The 16,967-nt window shown below is 70.4% G+C and carries 15 protein-coding genes; 4 read left to right on the forward strand and 11 right to left on the reverse strand.

Annotated features, from left to right (window positions below; all coding sequences use genetic code 11):
* The 3 genes from VF106_RS39940 to VF106_RS39950 all read right to left on the reverse strand — a co-directional run.
* The coding region (locus VF106_RS39940; RefSeq protein ID WP_330845208.1) for an iron chelate uptake ABC transporter family permease subunit at positions 1 to 1,395 on the reverse strand (1,395 nt) is incomplete at its 3' end.
* Entirely contained in the window at positions 1,396 to 2,367 is a 972-nt protein-coding gene (locus VF106_RS39945) for an ABC transporter substrate-binding protein (protein WP_330845209.1), read from the reverse strand.
* Between the two features lie 19 nt (positions 2,368 to 2,386).
* A complete protein-coding gene (locus VF106_RS39950) occupies positions 2,387 to 3,202 on the reverse strand; it encodes an ABC transporter ATP-binding protein (RefSeq protein ID WP_330845210.1) in 816 nt (271 codons plus the stop codon).
* Between the two features lie 64 nt (positions 3,203 to 3,266).
* Between VF106_RS39950 and VF106_RS39955 the strand changes: the two genes are divergently transcribed.
* Together VF106_RS39955 and VF106_RS39960 are read left to right on the forward strand one after the other, a co-directional pair.
* Positions 3,267 to 3,650 carry a VOC family protein gene (locus VF106_RS39955; RefSeq protein ID WP_330845211.1) on the forward strand — a complete coding sequence of 128 codons (384 nt, stop codon included), beginning with the start codon at positions 3,267 to 3,269 and terminating at the stop codon, positions 3,648 to 3,650.
* Between the two features lie 56 nt (positions 3,651 to 3,706).
* On the forward strand, positions 3,707 to 4,261 hold the full coding sequence (locus VF106_RS39960) for a hypothetical protein (protein ID WP_330845212.1): 555 nt from the start codon (positions 3,707 to 3,709) through the stop codon (positions 4,259 to 4,261).
* On the opposite strand, the gene VF106_RS39965 is transcribed toward VF106_RS39960, so the two are convergent.
* Positions 4,258 to 5,949: a phosphatidylglycerol lysyltransferase domain-containing protein gene (locus tag VF106_RS39965; RefSeq protein ID WP_330845213.1), complete on the reverse strand. Its 1,692-nt coding sequence runs from the start codon at positions 5,947 to 5,949 to the stop codon at positions 4,258 to 4,260. The genes VF106_RS39960 and VF106_RS39965 overlap by 4 nt on opposite strands.
* A gap of 106 nt (positions 5,950 to 6,055) precedes the next feature.
* Between VF106_RS39965 and VF106_RS39970 the strand changes: the two genes are divergently transcribed.
* Entirely contained in the window at positions 6,056 to 7,294 is a 1,239-nt protein-coding gene (locus tag VF106_RS39970) for an alpha/beta hydrolase (protein ID WP_330845214.1), read from the forward strand.
* Here VF106_RS39970 and VF106_RS39975 read toward each other — a convergent pair.
* From VF106_RS39975 to VF106_RS40005, 7 genes are all read right to left on the reverse strand, one after another.
* A complete protein-coding gene (locus tag VF106_RS39975) occupies positions 7,291 to 8,283 on the reverse strand; it encodes a DUF3558 family protein (RefSeq protein WP_330845215.1) in 993 nt (330 codons plus the stop codon). The genes VF106_RS39970 and VF106_RS39975 overlap by 4 nt on opposite strands.
* A gap of 98 nt (positions 8,284 to 8,381) precedes the next feature.
* Entirely contained in the window at positions 8,382 to 9,509 is a 1,128-nt protein-coding gene (locus VF106_RS39980; protein WP_330845216.1) for an FAD-dependent monooxygenase, read from the reverse strand.
* A 591-nt stretch (positions 9,510 to 10,100) separates the two neighbouring features.
* Positions 10,101 to 12,920, reverse strand: coding sequence for an AfsR/SARP family transcriptional regulator (locus tag VF106_RS39985; RefSeq protein WP_330845217.1), 2,820 nt, complete (start codon positions 12,918 to 12,920; stop codon positions 10,101 to 10,103).
* A gap of 99 nt (positions 12,921 to 13,019) precedes the next feature.
* Positions 13,020 to 13,772, reverse strand: a complete 753-nt coding sequence (locus tag VF106_RS39990; protein ID WP_330845218.1) for an SDR family NAD(P)-dependent oxidoreductase — start codon at positions 13,770 to 13,772, stop codon at positions 13,020 to 13,022.
* 10 nt (positions 13,773 to 13,782) lie between these two features.
* Positions 13,783 to 14,355, reverse strand: coding sequence for a TetR/AcrR family transcriptional regulator (locus VF106_RS39995; protein WP_330845219.1), 573 nt, complete (start codon positions 14,353 to 14,355; stop codon positions 13,783 to 13,785).
* 29 nt (positions 14,356 to 14,384) lie between these two features.
* Positions 14,385 to 15,422 carry a cytochrome P450 gene (locus VF106_RS40000; RefSeq protein ID WP_330845220.1) on the reverse strand — a complete coding sequence of 346 codons (1,038 nt, stop codon included), beginning with the start codon at positions 15,420 to 15,422 and terminating at the stop codon, positions 14,385 to 14,387.
* Between the two features lie 87 nt (positions 15,423 to 15,509).
* Positions 15,510 to 15,758, reverse strand: coding sequence for a hypothetical protein (locus VF106_RS40005; RefSeq protein ID WP_330845221.1), 249 nt, complete (start codon positions 15,756 to 15,758; stop codon positions 15,510 to 15,512).
* A gap of 105 nt (positions 15,759 to 15,863) precedes the next feature.
* On the opposite strand from VF106_RS40005, the gene VF106_RS40010 reads away from it, so the two are divergent.
* Entirely contained in the window at positions 15,864 to 16,919 is a 1,056-nt protein-coding gene (locus VF106_RS40010; RefSeq protein WP_330845222.1) for a hypothetical protein, read from the forward strand.
* Positions 16,920 to 16,967: the final 48 nt, after the last annotated feature.

Genomic DNA, 16,967 nt, shown 5'->3' on the forward strand with positions numbered 1-16,967 from the left:
CGTGATGACGGTGACCGCGCCAAGGCCCGCACCACCGGCAACACCGATGATCCCGGGCTCTGCCAGGGGATTCCGCGCGACGGCCTGGATCAACGCGCCCGCGAGCGCGAGCGAGGCGCCGGCCACCAACGCGGCCACCACGCGGGGCGCCCGGTTCTCCATGACGTTCGTGACGATCGGGCCCGCCTGGCCGGTGACCCAGTTGAGCAGGTCACCCATCAGCAGCTTCGCGTCCCCGAGCAGGACCGAGCCGACGACCACGCCGGCCGCGACGACCACGAGTCCGCCCACCAGCAACCGGAACCGGGTGCCGGTCACGCCGCCGCGTACGGTGGCGGCGGGTGGCTCGGTTCCGGCGGACACACGGACGTTGCGTGCCAGCACGATGAGGAAGATCGCGCCGAGAATGGTCGTCACCACGCCCGTCGGCACCTCGAGCGCGCCCTGCGAGCCGATCACCGCACGCAGCAACACATCCGCGCCGAGCAGCAGCGCGACCCCGGTGGCGGCGGACACCGGGACGAGCGCCGCGTGCCGGTGCAGGCCGGGCACGTGACTGGCCAGCAGACGGACCAGCGCCGGCGCGGCGAGGCCGACGAAGCCGATCGGGCCGGCGAGCGTCACCGCCGACGCCGCCATCAGCACGGCCAGCGTGATCGCCGCGAAACGGATCCGTCCAACGTGGACACCGAGTGTGCGTGCGTGGTCGTCGCCCAGGTACACGAGGTCCAGCCGTCGCGACATGGCGAGCAGCAGCACGAGTGCCCCGCCGACGAGGGGCGCGAACGTGACCACGCCGCCGAGTCCGTTCTGCCCCAACGAACCCGCGCCCCATGCGAACAGGCCGCGGGTTTCGTTGGAGAACAGCAGGATCAGTATGTGGGTCAGCGCGATCATCGCGAGCGCGATCGCGGTGCCGGCCAGCACCAGCCGCACGACTCCCGTGCCGCCGGTGCCGGACAGCGTGAGCACCAGCACCGCCGCGCCGAGCCCACCGACGAACGCGACGCCGGCCGCCCCGAGCAGCGGGAGCGAGATCCCGAACGCGGCGACCGTGACCAGCGCGAGGTGTGCGCCCGCGTCGACGGCGAGCGTGTCCGGCGACGCCATGATGTTGCGGGACACCGACTGCAGCACCGCGCCCGCGACGCCGAGCGCGACGCCGACGAGCAGCGCGGCGAGCAGCCGGGGGAGCCGGGACTCGATGACGACCGCCGCGGTGCCGTCCGTGCCGGCGCCCGTGATCAGCCGCAGCACGTCCAGCGCGTTCGTGCTCGACGTGCCCTGCGTGAGGTGCACGGCCGAGCCGAGCGCGATCAGGACGCCGAGCCCGGTGACCAGCAGCGTGAGCCGGCCCGCGCGGGCCACCGGGCTCGCGGCGATCGTCGTGTCCACTCAGGCCTTCAGCGCGGCGACGGCGGCGTCGACGAACTGTGCCATCGAGAGCGGGCCGCCGAACATCCACAGCCCGTCGTCGAAGCGGTGGACCTTGCCGCTCTTGACGAACGGCAGGTTCTGCCAGATCGCGTTGCCCGCCAACTGGTCGGTGTACGGGTCACCGTCCACCTCGTTGGCGATGTACCAGAACCGCACGTCCGGCAGCGCCGTCAGGCCCTCGACGTCCGCCTGCGCGAGGCCGTACACCTCGTCGCCGGCCATCGGCCACGCGTTCTCAAGACCGATCCGCGCGAACACGTCGGACACGAGCGAACCCTTGGCGTACGGGCGGATGCTGACCGAACCGGCGTCCACATAGGCGTCGGAGAACGCGACCTGCTCGCCGGTCGCGCCCAGCTCGTCGACCGCCGCCTTGCCCTCGGCGAGTTTGGCGTCGAAGTCGTCCTTCAGCTGTGTCGCCTTGTCCTCGGTGCCGGTCGCCTTCGCCAGCATGTCGAGGCTGTCGAACATCGACCCGATGCTGTCCTCGCTGTCGCTGCCCACGAGCACGATCACCGGGATCTGCTCCTCGATCTGCTCCAGCGCGCCCTCGACGAGGCTGTCGGTGACCACCACGAGGTCGAGGTCGAGCGAGCTGAGCGTGTCGATGCTCGGTTCCCCCCGGGTACCGATGTCCTTCGGCGTGTCGTCGAGCGGCGCCGCGCTCGTCCACGCCTCGTAGCCCTTGATGTCCGACACGGCGACCGGCATGACCCCCAGCGACACCAGGTGCTCGACCCCGTTCCACTCGGTGGCGGCGATCCGCTTCGCCGGTCCGTCGAGCTTGACCTCCTTGCCACGGGAGTCGACGACCGTGATCTCCTCGCCGCTCGACGAGTTGGCCGCGGCCGGGTCCTCGGTCGTGCCGCAGCCGGCGAGGAGTAAGCCGGCGGCCGCGGACAGGCCGATGATCACACGTGTAGTGCGCATGGGTGGTGTTTCTTTCTTTTCAGGCGGTCCGGATGGCGGCTTCGTTGAAGCGGCCGACCGCGCGGGTGTGCATCCGGCCGTCGACCGGGTCGATATGGACGTCGACGCGGATCCCGTACGCCCGCGTGAGGTTCTCGCTGGTCAGCACGTCGGCGGGGGCGCCTTCCGCGGTGACCCGGCCGCCTTCGAGGAGAAGCAGCCGGTCCGCGACCGCGGCCGCCTGGTCGAGGTCGTGCAGGACCACGCCGACCCCGACGCCGTGCTCGTCGGCGAGGTCGCGGACGACGTCGAGGATCTCGACCTGGTAGCGCAGGTCGAGGAAGGTCGTCGGCTCGTCGAGCAGGAGCAGCGCGGTGTCCTGGGCGAGGCAGCTGGCCAGCCACACCCGCTGCGCCTGGCCGCCGGACAGGGCCTGCACCGGCCGGTCCGCGAGGGCGGTGAGCCCGGTGAGCGTCATGGCCCGCTCGACGGCCGAGGGTCCTTCGGGGTCCCGCCCGCCCCAGCGGGACCGGTGCGGGTGCCGGCCGAACTCGACGAGCTCACGCACGGCGAGCCCGCCAGGCGCGGTCCGCTGCTGTGACAGCAACGTGATGCGGCGGGCCAGGTCGCGTGCGGACAGCACCCGCAGGTCGGTGCCGTCGGCGAACGCGACATCCCCCGCGACGGGTGGGTGGAGGCGCGCCAGCGCGCGCAGCAGGGTGGACTTTCCGCTGCCGTTGGGGCCGATCAGCGCGGTGACGGTGCCGGCGGCCAGCGCGATCGAGGCGGCACGCACGACGACGTCCCGCCCGTAGGCGATGTCGATCTCTCTGGCGGAGACCCCGTTCACAGACACAGTCGAACAGTAAAGAAAGCCTAGCCTAACTTGCAAGCCGGGTCGTGTGCGTCACACTGTGCGCATGAGTTGCCGACTGTCCGAATTGGTCATCGACTGTGCCGACCCCGTCACGCTGTCCCGCTTCTGGTGCGAGGTGCTGGGGTACGTGGAGTTGGGCCGCGAGGAGCCCGACGACGGGGTGGAGATCGGCCCGGCGGGCGGCTTCGGCGGGGCGGCGCCGATTCTGGTGTTCGGCCGCACGACCGAGCCGAAGTCGGGGAAGCTGCGCCTGCACCTCGACGTGAACCCGGTCGACCGCGACCAGGACGCGGAGCTGGCTCGCCTGCTGGCCATCGGCGCCAAGCCGGTGGACGTCGGCCAGACCGGTGAGGAGTCGTGGCACGTCCTCCAGGACCCGGAGGGCAACGAGTTCTGCCTGCTGCGCCGCCAACTCCCGGAGCTGTAACCCTCGGGCTCCGCCGGAGCGATAGCCTCGGAAAGGGGTCAACCGGGGGAGTCGTCATGCGGGTGTTGTTCGTCGTGCTGCTGCTGGCCCTCGCCGGCTGCACGATGGTGTCCAGGAGTGAGCCGCCGTCGAACGAGCCGGTATCGGCCACGACCTCGACGGTGCCGTCCGCGCCGCCAGGGGAACTCGCCCTGTACGCGCCATGGGTCGACGCGGTCTGCCTGGCGTACAACAGGTGGACGCAGCTGCCGGCCGGCCCGCTGCCCTACGACCGGGACCCGATCGAGGAGGACCGGCCGGCGGTGATCGCGTACCTCACGGCCCATGTCGACCTGCTCACCGAGTTGCTCGGCATGTTCCAGAGCCTGCCGCTCGCGCCGACGTCACGGACGCAGGAACTCGTCGACAAGGAGATCGCCGGGATCAACGAGGCGCTGCCACCCATGCGGGACATCCTGAGCGCCATGGAGTTCATGCCCGTGGAGTCGTTCGAGGACGTGGTGTTCATGGCCGACGCACACCCGACGCTGCTGGACGAGCCGACGATGCAGACGTTGCTCAACGAGGACCAGGTGTTGGCGCAGGCGCACGACGAGGCGCCGAACTGCTAGACCCGTTGCAGGGCACGGAGAAGCACGCGCGGCCGGCCGCCGAAGCCCTCCGCCTCCATGGTCGCCAGCGCGATCCTCGGTAGCTCGCGCGCGGCGGGGAACGCGATGAACCTCGGCACCCACGCCGGCTGGAACTTGGCGTTGAACCGGTACAGGCTCTCGATCTGCCACCAGCGAGAGCCCAGCCGCAGCAGGGACGCCCACGCACGGGCCACCGGACCGGCGCCGATGCGTTCTCCTCGTTCCAGCGCGGCGCGGAAGACGGCGAAGTTCAGCGACACCTTGTGCACGCCGAGGTCCCGGCACGTGGCGAGCAGCGTCGTGATCATCAGTTCGTTCAGGCCGCCCTGCGCGGTGCGGTCGCGGCGCATCACGTCCAGCGACAGGCCGTCGTCGCCCCACGGGACGAACTGCAGCAGGCCATGGCACTCGCCGTCGCGTTCCGCGGTCACCAGCACGCACTCCGGGTCGTCGCCAGCGGCCGTGCGGCACAGTGCCATGGAGAAGCCGCGTTCCGGTTCCGTGCCACGCCATTCCTCCGCGAGCGCGGCCAGCCGCAGACGCTCCACTTCGGACACCTCAACCGTCCGCCGCACCCGGATCTCGTAACCCGCGCGCCTCGCGCGGGCCGCCAGCTGCCGCACGTCCCGCATCGCGCGACCCTCGACGGTGAACGTCGTCGCGTCCACCACCGCCTCGTCGCCCAGCTCCAGTGCGCGCAGGCCGTGCCGGGACCACACCGTCGCGCCGCGTTCCGAACAGCCGAGCACCGCCGGCACCCAGCCGTGCTGCGCGCACGTCTCCAGGAACGCGGTGATCGCGCCGGGCCACGCCTCCGGGTCGCCGAGCGGGTCGCCGGACGCCAGCGCCACGCCGGCCAGCACGCGGTAGCTCACCGCGGCCTTCTCGGTCGGCGAGAACACCACCGACTTGTCCGGGCGCAACGCGAAGTACGCGAGCGAGTCCCGCCCGTCGAGCAGCCGCCGCAGGGTGGCGTCCCCCCAGCCGGCCGGCGCCGGTTCGGCCGACCGCAGCAGGAAGTAGCCGCCCAGCAGCGCCGCCGTGACGCCGCTGACGATGCCGATCGCCGAGGTGAGGTCGTCGAGGAACACCACGCGGAACCCGACCGGACCGGACACGCCGACCAGCGACAGCGCCGCGTGCTCGAGTCGATCGGTGACCGACGGGCTGCCGATCAGCCGGTGACGCGCGAACAGCATGATCAGGAAGTTCACCAGCACGCCGCCGAGCGCGATCTGGGCGAACACCCGGACGCCGAGCCAGCGGCCGGTCGCCGGGTCGGGCCGTGCGGCGAACTCACGCCGGTACGCGAACAGGGCGGCGAACAGGCCGGCCGCCACGAGCGTCGCGGCCGGGGCGTGCCGGAACACCAGCTGCAGCACGGCGATCAGCCCGGTCAGCCCCATCGCCAGCTGCCACGCGCGCCGTTTGCGCCGGCGCAGCCCGGTCGCGAGCGTCAGCAGCCCGAGGCCCGCGACCGCGGTCACCACCAGTGCGCCGACGTGCGCCTGGTAGGGCAGCCCGAACCAGGTCGCGAGGGACGGACGGAACAGCCGCCTGCCGACGGGCAGCACGACCGCCAGGACGGCGAGCAGTCCCGCCACCCGGGCGGTGGTGGCCAGCACCCGAACCGCGCGTCCGTTGTAGACACACCAGGAGTTTCGCATGCCTCGCTCCTTCGCCGCCCTTATTGATACGCCCGGAAAAAGGTGATCGCCACCAGTTGGTCCGTATTTCAGGCAACTCTCAGGAATTACCTCCACAATGACGGGCGTGAGTGTGTCATTGCTCTCCGGATGGCTGCCGTGGACCCTCCGGATCGCCGCCGTGGCGGCTGTCGTACTCGCGGTCGGGCGACGGGATCGGCACTGGTGGACCCGGCGTGTGCCGGTCGCCGTCGCGATCGCCCTTGTCGTCGGGGCGGTCGTCGCGATCGTCGCCGACGACGTGCTCGCCCAGCCGGAGCCGCTGCCGGGCGAGGTGTGGTTCTGGATCGGCGCGTTGATGTTCGCGCTGGTCATTGGCCTGTGGCGAGCACCGGCGTGGCGGCGGGTGGTCGCACTCGGCGCGGTCGTGCTCACCGGGTTGTCGGCGGCGAGCGCGCTGAACGAGTTCGTCGGCTACTACCCGACGATCGGCGCCGCGTTCGGGGAGCTGACCGGTGAGCCGCTGCCGGCACAGGTCGGTGCCCGTCAGCTGACCTCGGTGGACCCGGCGACCCGGTCGGGACGTGTCGTGCCCGTTTCCATCCCGGACAATTACAGTCATTTTACTCACCGCGAAGAATACGTTTACCTACCGCCGGCGTGGTTCCGTTCCGGGCGAAAGGAACAATTCCCGGTGATCGAGATGATCGGCGCCGAGTTCTCGACGCCGGAGAACTGGGTCCGGTCCGGCGGCGCGGAGATCGCCGCCGACAAGTTCGCGCGCTACCACCACGGCCGTGCGCCGATCCTCGTTTTCGCGGACGCCTCCGGTGGGTTCACCGTCGACACCGAGTGTGTCGACGGCCCGCACGGCAACTCCGAGACCCACCTCGTCCGGGACATCCCGGCGTACATGGCCGCGCACTTCGGCGTCTCGCCCACCGGCTGGGGCGTGGCTGGCTGGTCGATGGGCGGCACCTGCGCGGTCGACCTGACCGTCGAGCACCCCGACGTCTTCCGTCACTTCATCGACATCTCGGGCGACCTCGGCCCCAACACCGGTGACGAGCAGTCCACAATAGACAGCCTCTATGGCGGCGACCGCGCCGCGTGGGCCGCGCACGACCCGCTCACGGTGCTGGCCCACCACCGGCACTACGCCGGCGTGACGGGCGTTTTCGCCGACGGCACAACAGAACACCGCACCACCCACGCGGCCTACACACTGGCCGCGGCCTGCCGGGCGGACGGGATAGACACGACGGTGCTCGTCCGCCCGGGCGGCCACAACTGGCAGTTCGGCGCCCAGGAGTTCGCGGAACTACTCCCAGAACTGGCGGAAACCCTACAGGGAACCCAAACCTAACCCAGGGACGGGACCACGGTTTTCGCCACTGCCACTGCCTTGTCGCACGCGGTGGCCGCGTCGAGGTCGGCTGGTTCGCCGCTGATCTCGACGGAAACCAGCTCGCCCCAGCCCGGGGCCTCGTCCTCGGACGGTGTCTCGATCTCGCGCCAGGACACGTCACAGCTGACGGTGCTGCTGTCCACTTCCTTCGCCTGGATGGCCGTCACGCCGCCGCCCAGGTCGACCGGCTCGCCGTCCTCGGCGTCCGGCGGCAGGCCCTTGAGAAGGCTCACCGACACCAGCGGGTAGTTGGTGCCGTCACCCGACCAGAAGTCGCACACGTGCAGGTTCTTGACTTCCATGAACGACTTCTGTCCCAGCGCGGTCTCGATGGCCTCCTTGTCGGCCACCGTGCACGGGTCGACGGTCAGGACCGAGCCTGGCACCTGCTGGTACTGCGGCGGGTTGTTGTGCACAGCCTGTACGACCTTGGTCAGTGCGGCCTTGCCCGCCGCGCAGCCGTCGCCGCCGACGTAGTCGACCTGGAACGTGATCGCCAGCGACAGTTCGTAGGACGTCACAACGGAAATCCAGCAGGACTCCTTGTCCTCGTCGTCGACGACGAGCGGCAGTCCTTCCAGCTCCTCGGTCGGGTCGTCCACCAGGATTATCTGGTCACCGACACGTAGTACGAACTCGACGGTCTTGCCGCTCGCGTCGGTGACGTCGACGCCGCACTCGCCCCAGTCCAACGTGGAGAGACTGTCCGGCACGAGGGTGCCGGTGTCGCCGAGTGTCGTCTCGTTCAGCAGTGCACACGGGTCCACGGTTCGCAGTGCCGCGGCTTCCACAGCGGGGTCCTTGATCTCCGGCGTCGCGCTACTGCTCGTCTCCGTCGTTTCCTTGGGAGAAGAGCCATTCGACGAGGTGGAGTCGTTTCCACAGCCGGCGATCAGCGCCAGCACAGCCACGCCGGCGGCCAGCATCATCCTGTTCTCGTTGATCACGGGGCAGGACAGTAGCGAAGTCGTCAGCCGGTTGGTCAAGGAATCGCAAAAAAGACCGACGACCTGCAAATTTCCACCATGACCGAAGTGGACTGACCTCAGTAGACAGGTAGATCGATCTTGGTGGCGAAGCGGTCGGTAAGCTTCATCATCGCCGTGAACAGCGTGGTGCGCTTGAACATCCAGTTGCGCATGCGGATACCACGTTGGGTTTCCGGGGCCAGGAACCGCCCCGCGTTACCGCTCTTGGCGACCTTCGCGTAGGGGCGAAGCAGGTCCGTGTACCGGCGAAAAGCGATCGCGTGGTCGCCGCCCGAGCGGTGCAGCTCACCGGCGAGCACGTACGCACCCACGACCGCGAGGCCCGTGCCGAAGCCGGCGAGCGTGTTGCCATAAGCCGCGTCGCCCAACAACACGACCCGGCCCTTCGCGTAGTCGGACATGTCCGTGCGACTGATCGAGTCGAGGTAGAACTCCTGCGCCGCAGGGACTTTCGCCATGAGCTCCGGGATCCGCCAGCCGCCACCACGGTAGGCGTCCATCAACAGCTTCCGCTGCTGCTCGGTGTCGTAGTGGTCATAGGAAAGCTCGTGTGACGCGAACACGAAGAACGACTGCGCCTTCGACCCACCGATCGCCGCCATACGGCCAGGTTCGTTGTACATCAGGCCATCGCCGTCGATGTCCAGTTTCGCGAGCGCGTAGTAGTGACCGAGGAAGCGGACGTAGTCCCTCTCGGGCCCGAACGCGAGGCGCCGGACGTTCGAGTGAATACCATCGGCGCCGACGACCAGGTCGAACGTGCGAGGCGCACTGGCGGCGAACGTTACGTGCACGCCACCGGCCGTCTCGGTGAGCGACGTGATCGAGTCGCCGAACACGTACTCGCAGCTGCTCTTCGTGCGTTCGTACAGCAACGCGGCGAGGTCACCGCGCCGGATCTCGACGTCCCCGCCGGTGAACTCCCCTGGCATGACGGTCAGTGTGCGACCTTGTCCGTCCACAATGGTCTGATCACGACCGCCGGTCTGACGCCGGTACACCTCGTCGAGGATGCCCATCCGTTCCAGGACCGTGCGGTGGGTCGCACCCTTGAAGTCGACGGCCTGTCCGCCAGGTCGTGGCGCGGGCGCCTTCTCGACGACGGTGACGGTCGCGCCGTAGCGAGCGAGCCAGAGAGCGAGCGACGGGCCGGCGATACTGGCACCGGAAATGAGAATCTTCATGCCGACAACGTCGCGCCACGCGCCGACGGTTCACCGACGGCCGACTGACAGCGCCTGAAGGTTCGCCGCGGTGCCGGGTCCCCCGGGTGCTCGTGCGAAGTCGGTTGGGGCGCACGAGTGTCCCATTCGCTCGGACTGGCCACCGAAAGTTGTCCACAGGGGCCCGCGACCTGGGGTTTTGTCTGTGTGGCTTGGTACGATGGCCTCGGGGTGGCCCCCCGGGTATGGGTGGGGGATGCCTACGCAACCATCTGTGTTGGCGTTGATCATGAAACCGCTCAGCCGATGCCGGGTGTTGAGCCTGTGGTGGTTTCGCGGTTGTGTGGTCCGATGGCGGGCAGTTCCCGTTCGCGGGCGGTTCGAGTCGGTGGTCGTGCGAGCGTCCTTCATCACGCCCACGGTGAGGAAGGCTCCCCTTCACCGCGCAGCACCGCCCTTGGCCAAGCCCGGATATCCTGAAGGGCCCCTCAGGACATCGGCCACCAGTGGGCTGCGCCACCCCATCTGCGTTGGCGTTGATCATGAACGGCTTGTTCGGAATGGGCACGCTCGGATCTGTCGTGTGGTCTTGGCGGTGGACAGGGACACCCTTCAGAGCACCGCGGTTGAGGCGTCGGCGCGGGACTGGCCGGCGCCCTGTGCGTAGGCGGCGGCGAAACCGTCGGCGCCCAGTTCCTTGGTCGCGCGTGCCGCTGTCGCGGCTACCAGAGGATCACCCGCGATGGCTGTGCCGCGCAGTGCCACCGCCGTGCCCAGCAGGAACGCCGCCCGTGCCGGGGGTGTCGCGCTTGCCAGACCTTCCACAGCGGACGCGAGCGTCGCGGCGAACGGTGATCTTCTGGCTGTCTCGACGGCCTCCTCGTGGCGGTCCATGGCGGTCAGGATCCGTGCCCGCGTAGGGAAGCCTCTGAAGTCGTCGCTTGTCGCGGCCAGTGCTGGGGTGAGCGAGGCGCCCGTGATCGTCGCCAGGCCGAGCAGGACGGTCGGGGACGGCGGCTGTCCTGCGCGCCGGTTCAACTCGCCCGCGTGGAGGACGTCCGCCTCGGCGCCGACCGTGTCTCCCTGCCGCAGCAGGCAGTCCGCTCGTCGGCACAGTACGTCGACGCATTCCTCCAGCGCGCCGAACCGCTCGTAGAGTGCCAGCGACTCCGCCCACAGCGACCGGGCCCGGTCCCACTCGCCGCGCCAGCCCGCCACCTCGCCGAGCCAGTCCAGCGCCTGTGCCATGCCCCATCGTTCGCCGAGGTCCCGGAACGTCGCCAGCACGTCCCGCAGTTCCGCCTCGCCGACCGAGGGTTGACCGTCCAGCACCCGCATGATCCCCATGCTCAACCGGCCGACCGCCTGGGTCCACGAGTCGGTCCCAATCTCGGCCTCCTCCGGTGGCCCCCACGGTCCGGCGGTCATGCCCCACAAGGTCCCGACGAACGGGTACCGCCACGACTTCAGACCCCGCATGACCTCCTGCGCCCTGGTCCGCGGCCCGCGCGCGTGCAGGACGGCGGCCACGTACCCCTCGCCAGAGCCGGGCGCCCGCTCCAGCAGCGCGGCGGCCGCTCCGCCAGCCTCACTGTGCCGCCCGGACAGCCACCAGTACGCGGTCAACGACGCCATCAGTTCGTACCCGAGCGCCGGGTCGCCATCGACCGACCAGCGCAGCGCGGCCATCAGGTTGTCGTGGTCCGCCGACAGCGTCGCGAGCCAGTCGAGTTGTTCGGCTCGCCGCAGGTGCGGGTCCGCCCGTTGTGCGAGCGCCAGGTAGTACGACGCGTGTGCCCGCCGGGCGTCGGCGGGGAGGTGCTCGGCGCAGAACAGCCTGATCGTGTCGAGCATGCGGTACCGCCGGCCGTCCGTCTCGATGAGAGACCGGTCGACGAGGTCGGCGAGCACGTCGTCGGTCGTGTCGCACACGGCCTCGACCGCGGCGAGTGACGCGCCGCCGGTGAACACCGCGAACCGCGCCGCCACCGTCTGTTCGGCTGGGGTTAGCAGATCCCAGCTCCACGCCACCACAGCCCGCAACGTCCGGTGCCGCGCGGCCGCCGTCCGGTCGCCCCGCGACAGCAACTGGAACGGGCCGTGCGACGCCAACCGGGCGGCCAGTTCCTCGACCGTGAACTGCCGCAGCCGCGCGGCGGCCAGCTCGATGGCCAGCGGCAACCCGTCGACCGCCGTGCAGATCGAGGCCACCGCGTCCGTCACCGCGAACCCCGGCCGGACGGCGGCGGCCCGGTCGGCGAACAGGCGCACCGCGTCCTCGGTGAGCGGGGCGAGCGGCAGCAGGGTTTCGCCGGTGAGCCCGAGCGGTTCCCTGCTGGTGGCGAGGATCGTCAGGGAAGGGCACTCGGCCAGCAATGTCCGGGCGAGGGTCGCGGCCGCGTTCACGACCTGCTCGCAGTTGTCGAGCACCAACAGCAGTGGCTCGTCGAGTGCCGCGACGAGCCGCCGGACCGGGTTGCCGCCCGACGGCAGGAAACCGGACTCCCGCAACCCGAGCGCGCCGAGCACCGCGTGCGGCACCAGGTCACCGTCCTCCACCGGTGACAGGTCGGCGAAGCAGACGTCCCGCCCGCGTGCGGCCTCGATCGCCAGTCGGGTCTTACCGGTGCCGCCCGGGCCGAGGATCGTCACGAGCCGGGTGTCACGCAGTTCCCGCAGCCGCGCCAGTTCGGCGCCGCGGCCGACGAAGCTGGTGAGCTGCGCGGGCAACCCCACCCGCCGCGGCGCCGGGTCGGCCCGCAGGATCGCCAGGTGGGTGGCGGACAGCTCGGGCGACGGGTCGGCGCCGAGCTCGTCGGCGAGCAGCCGGCGGGTGTCCTCGAACTCGGCGAGTGCCTCGGCCTGCCTGCCGGTCGCGTGCAGTGCCCGCATCAGCTGACCGCGCAGCCGTTCCCGCAGCGGGTTGGCGGCGACGAGCGCCTGAAGCTCCGCGACGGACGTGCCCTCCGGCAGAGCCAGCTCGGCGTCCACGAGGTCCTCGAGCGCCGCGAGCCGCAGTTCGTCGAGCCGGGCGACCTGCGGTTCGCCGTGTGGCAGGTCGACGAGCGCTGGCCCGCGCCAGAGACCGACCGCCTCCCGCAACACGGCCGCGGCCTTGTCGTGGGCACCGGCCGCGAGCAGCCGGCGCCCCTCTCCGGCCAGCCGCTCGAACCGGAGGGCGTCGACGTCGTCGCGGTCGACCACGAGCCGGTACCCTGCGCCGTCGAAGACCACCGCGTCGACCGCCTTGCGTAGGCGGGACACGTGGGCCTGCACGGCTCCTGCCGCGTCGGTGGGTGGGTCGTCCCCGTACTGAGCGGCAAGGATCGCGTCGATCGGGACCACTCGGTTGGGGTTGAGCGCGAGTAGCGCCAGTAGGGCGCGTGGTCGCGGTCCGCCGACGGCGACCGGCGTGCCATCGGCAGTTCGCACTTCGAGTGGTCCCAGGATCCCGATCCGCACTCGCGTGAACCTACGTGACGTGCCGTCGCCTACGCGTTCCGCCGTGGCTCGGCATCTACGGAGGACTGATCAGGCGGTGGCGCCGCCGTCCAGCACGAGGTCGTGGCCGACGGTGAAACCCGACTCCGGAGAGGCCAGCCACAGCACGGCCGACGCGATCTCCGCGAGCGTCCCGACCCGCCCGATCGGCAGCGCGGCACGCAGCCGGGTCGCGCGGTCGGCCGGCGTCTCGCCCGGAAGCAGCGACATCGCGGTGTCCGCCGGGCCGGGGCTGATGGCGTTGATCCGGATCCCGTCGGCGATGTGCTCCAGCGCCGCGTTGCGGGTCAGCGCGCTCACCGCGGCCTTCGTCGCCACGTAGGCGCTGGTGCCCGGGCGACGGCCGTGCGCGCCGAGGGTGGACGCGTTGTTCACGATCGCGCCGCCGCCGCGTGCGCGCATGTGCGCGATCTCGTGCTTCATCGACAGCCACACGCCGGTGAGGTTGACGTCGATGGCGCGGGTCCACTCGGGCACCGACAGGTCCACGACCCCGCCCGGCACGAACACGCCCGCGTTGTTGAACGCGACGTGCAGGCCATCGTGGCGGCGCACGACCGTCTCGACCATGGCGGCGACCTCGTCCTCGCGGGTCACGTCGGCGATCACCGCGCTGGCGGCGCCCCCGGCGGTCTCGATCAGCTTCACCGTCTGGGCCAGCGGCTCCGCCGCCCGCCCGGCCACCGAGACCGTCGCGCCCTCCGCCGCGAAGGCCAGCGCCGTCGCCCTGCCGATGCCGCCCCCGCCGCCGGTGACGAGCACGACCTTGTCCGAGAATCGCATATGAGACCAATCAGTCCAATATCGTCAATGCTGTGCGGACCGCGTCGGCAAGGCGTTCGGGGCTTGTGTCGTCCCGGCCGAGCACGCGGATGCCCTGCAGGAAGACGAGCAGGAACCGGGCCAGTGCCCGTGGCTGCGCGTCGGCGCGCAGCTCACCCTGCGCCCGCGCCCGCAGCAGCGCGGACGTGAGCGCCACCTCGACGGTGTCCCAGCTGGTCCGCACCCGCCGCGCGACCGCCGGGTCGGTCATCCGCTCCACGGCCGCGTTCACGACGAAACAGCCGCAGTCGTCGCGGCCTGCCTCGGTCGCGTACGCCTCGACGAGCGCTCGTACGGCGGGCAGCGCTGGCCCGGGCCGGGACAGTAGTTCGACGATCGTCGGGTCGCGCTCGGTCAGGTAGTGGTCCAGTGCGCGCAGGTAGAGCTCGTGCTTGCTGCCGAACGTGGCGTAGAGGCTCGCCCGCGCGATGCCCAGTTCCGCCACCAGGTCCGCGGTCGAGGTCGCCTCGTAGCCCCGGCGCCAGAACAGGTTCATGGCCGCCGCGAGCACCGCGTCCGGATCGAACTCCTTCACCCTCCCCATGGGACGGACGCTAGTCTTTATGAGACTGATCAGTCAAGAATTCGTTGTGGTGACCACACCGCGTCGAGCCGCCCGGGCAGACGCAGTCGCCAGCCGTGCGGGGCCGGAAGCCAGCCAAGAGCCGGCCGGACGTCCGGCATGCGGTCGAGCAGCACGTCGAGTGTGGTGCGGGCGATCGACAGGACCATCGGGTGCGCGGGGCAGTGATGCGCGCCGGCGCCGAAGCCGAGGTTGGATCGGACCACCCGGCGCACGTCGAACCGGTCCGGCTCGTCGAACACGGCCTCGTCCCGGTTGGCCGAGGCGATGGCGAGCGCGAGCCGGTCGCCGGCACGGATCTCCTGGCCGCCCAACGAAACCGCGGACACGGTGCGGCGGAACAGCACACCGACGGGCCCGCCCCACCGCAAGGCCTCGTACACGGCGGCGCCGAGCAGTTGCCGGTCCGCGAGCACGGTGTCGAGCTGTGTCCGGTCGGTCCACAGTGCCAGCAGGGTCCACGCGGCGAGCCAGCCCGGCTCGATCACACTCAGCGCGAGGTGGCGGAGTAGCGGCACGGGATCCGCTTCGGCGTTCACAAGCCGCCTGACCAGCGAGCCCCTCGGTCGGCGTCGCAACTGGTCGATGAGCGCGGTGACGTCCGGGGTCATCTCGACGGTCTCGACCCGAGCGAGCGTGTTTCCCCAGTACAGCAACGTGTCCGTGCAACCGAAGCCGAGACCGAGCAGGGTCGCGCCGGCGACCGCGGCGACCGGCTCGAAGTACTCGGTGGTCAGATCGCCGGCGCCGGCGGCGAACACGTCGTCGGCCGCCTTGCGGGCGATCGGCCGGGTGATCGTGTCCACCTCGGCCGGACTGAGGCCCGGTTGGTAGGCGGTGCGGAAGACGTCGTGGATGCCGGCGTAATCGCCGGCATAGCGCTTCGGGTCGGAGAGGACGGTGAGGACGTCGTGCCAGCCGGTCACGAGCCACAGTCCGGCCTCCGGCAACCAGCTCACCGGCTCCCGCGCGCGCAGGCGTGCGAACGCGGGATGCGGATCGGTGTCGAGCTCGGTGAGCGTGGTCATCACGTCGAAACTAAGAGTGACAGCCCCGCCTCAACCGGTCACGACCTCATTCGCCGCGGAGGAGATGCGATATCGAGACATGCGGCCCTATAAGGCGCCGCGCTCCACTCCGCCGGGTGGTGTCACGTTCAGGACCGTCGCGAGCGGGATGATGCTCACCGTGTGTTTGCGGCGTCCCTCGGACATGCGGATGCCCACCCACATCTCCCCGGTGATCGGGTCCGGCTCCACCGGTCCGGTGACCTCGCCGACCCGGAAGCGCTCGCCGTGCTCGTCACGCAGCAGGAACGTCACCATCGAGCCGCGGGCGGGACTCTCGTCTGCCTTTTTCGACACCGTCGCTCACCTCAAAAGCCGGGGGGACACCTGACTTCGGATTCCCAAAAGTTCGTCAGCTATTCCTGTCCCATCGAACTAACCGGTTGAGGCACACTTACCGGTGTGCGCTTGCTTCCTGTGCTGACCGCTGTCCTGCTGCTCGCCGGCTGTGGCGCCGAGGCGTCCGCCAAGGCCCCGTTCACGGCGGTCGTCCTGCCCTCCGGCGCCGTCCCCGTCCGCATCGCGGCGGCGGGAGACGTGCTGTACGTGGCCGTGAGCAAGGACGGGAAACCCGGCATGCTGCGGTACGAGAAGGGGCGTGCCACCGAGATCTCCCTCACCCCCGCGACGCCCTACGGCAGGATGGCGGAGTGGCAGTCGCTGGCCGCCGACGGCACCGAGATCGTCGCCGTCGGCAGCAAGACCGGCGGCGCGCACGGCAACCCCCGGTGGAGCCTGTGGCGCACCAAGGGCACGGGGCTCGCCGAGCAGCCGCAGAAGTTCTCCGCGTTCGGCGGGTACGGCGCCGGCTCGCTCGTCGACGTCGTCCTCCCCACCACCGGTCCACTGCTCGTCGGTGTGTGGCAGAGCGCCACGACCGGCTCGGACGTCGCGGTGTGGACGACCGACGGCACCTTGTGGAACAGGCAGAGCTCGGCTGGAACGCCACTGGAGAGCACTCAAGACTCGCTCAAGTTCCCGTTGGGCGCGACGGCCCACGGCGCGGACGCCCTGATCGCCGGCTGGCAGTTCGCGGAAGGGCGGCAGCAGCCTGTCGTGTGGACGCTGCGTGACGGTGTCGCGACCCTCACACCGCTCCCCGACGCGGGCAAGAACGGCATGGCCATCACCGTGAGCTGCACCGACACGTGTGCCGTCGCGGGCAGGGTGGACGGAAGTCTCGCGATCTGGCGGCAGAGCGGTAACGCGTGGCGACGGGTATCCGACGTACCGGACGTACCTGTCGGTGATCACGAACGGCCGGTGCCACCGGTCGGGGACACCCTCGTCTACTCCGATCGGAGCGTGGTGCGCGTTGCTACCCTCGGTGGCGACGCATCCGACGCGGCCGGCCCCACCGGCGTGGTCACCGCGATCACACGGGTCCACGACACCACGTACGTGCTGGCGGGACCCGACAAAGACAACCAAACCCTGTGGCGCGCCGGCCCGAGCTGACCGTTCGGCGGCGCGTAGGCTCGGACGCGGTACCTGACGTGTTCATCT

This window comes from Actinophytocola sp. (assembly GCF_036378875.1).
Classification (GTDB): domain Bacteria; phylum Actinomycetota; class Actinomycetes; order Mycobacteriales; family Pseudonocardiaceae; genus Actinophytocola.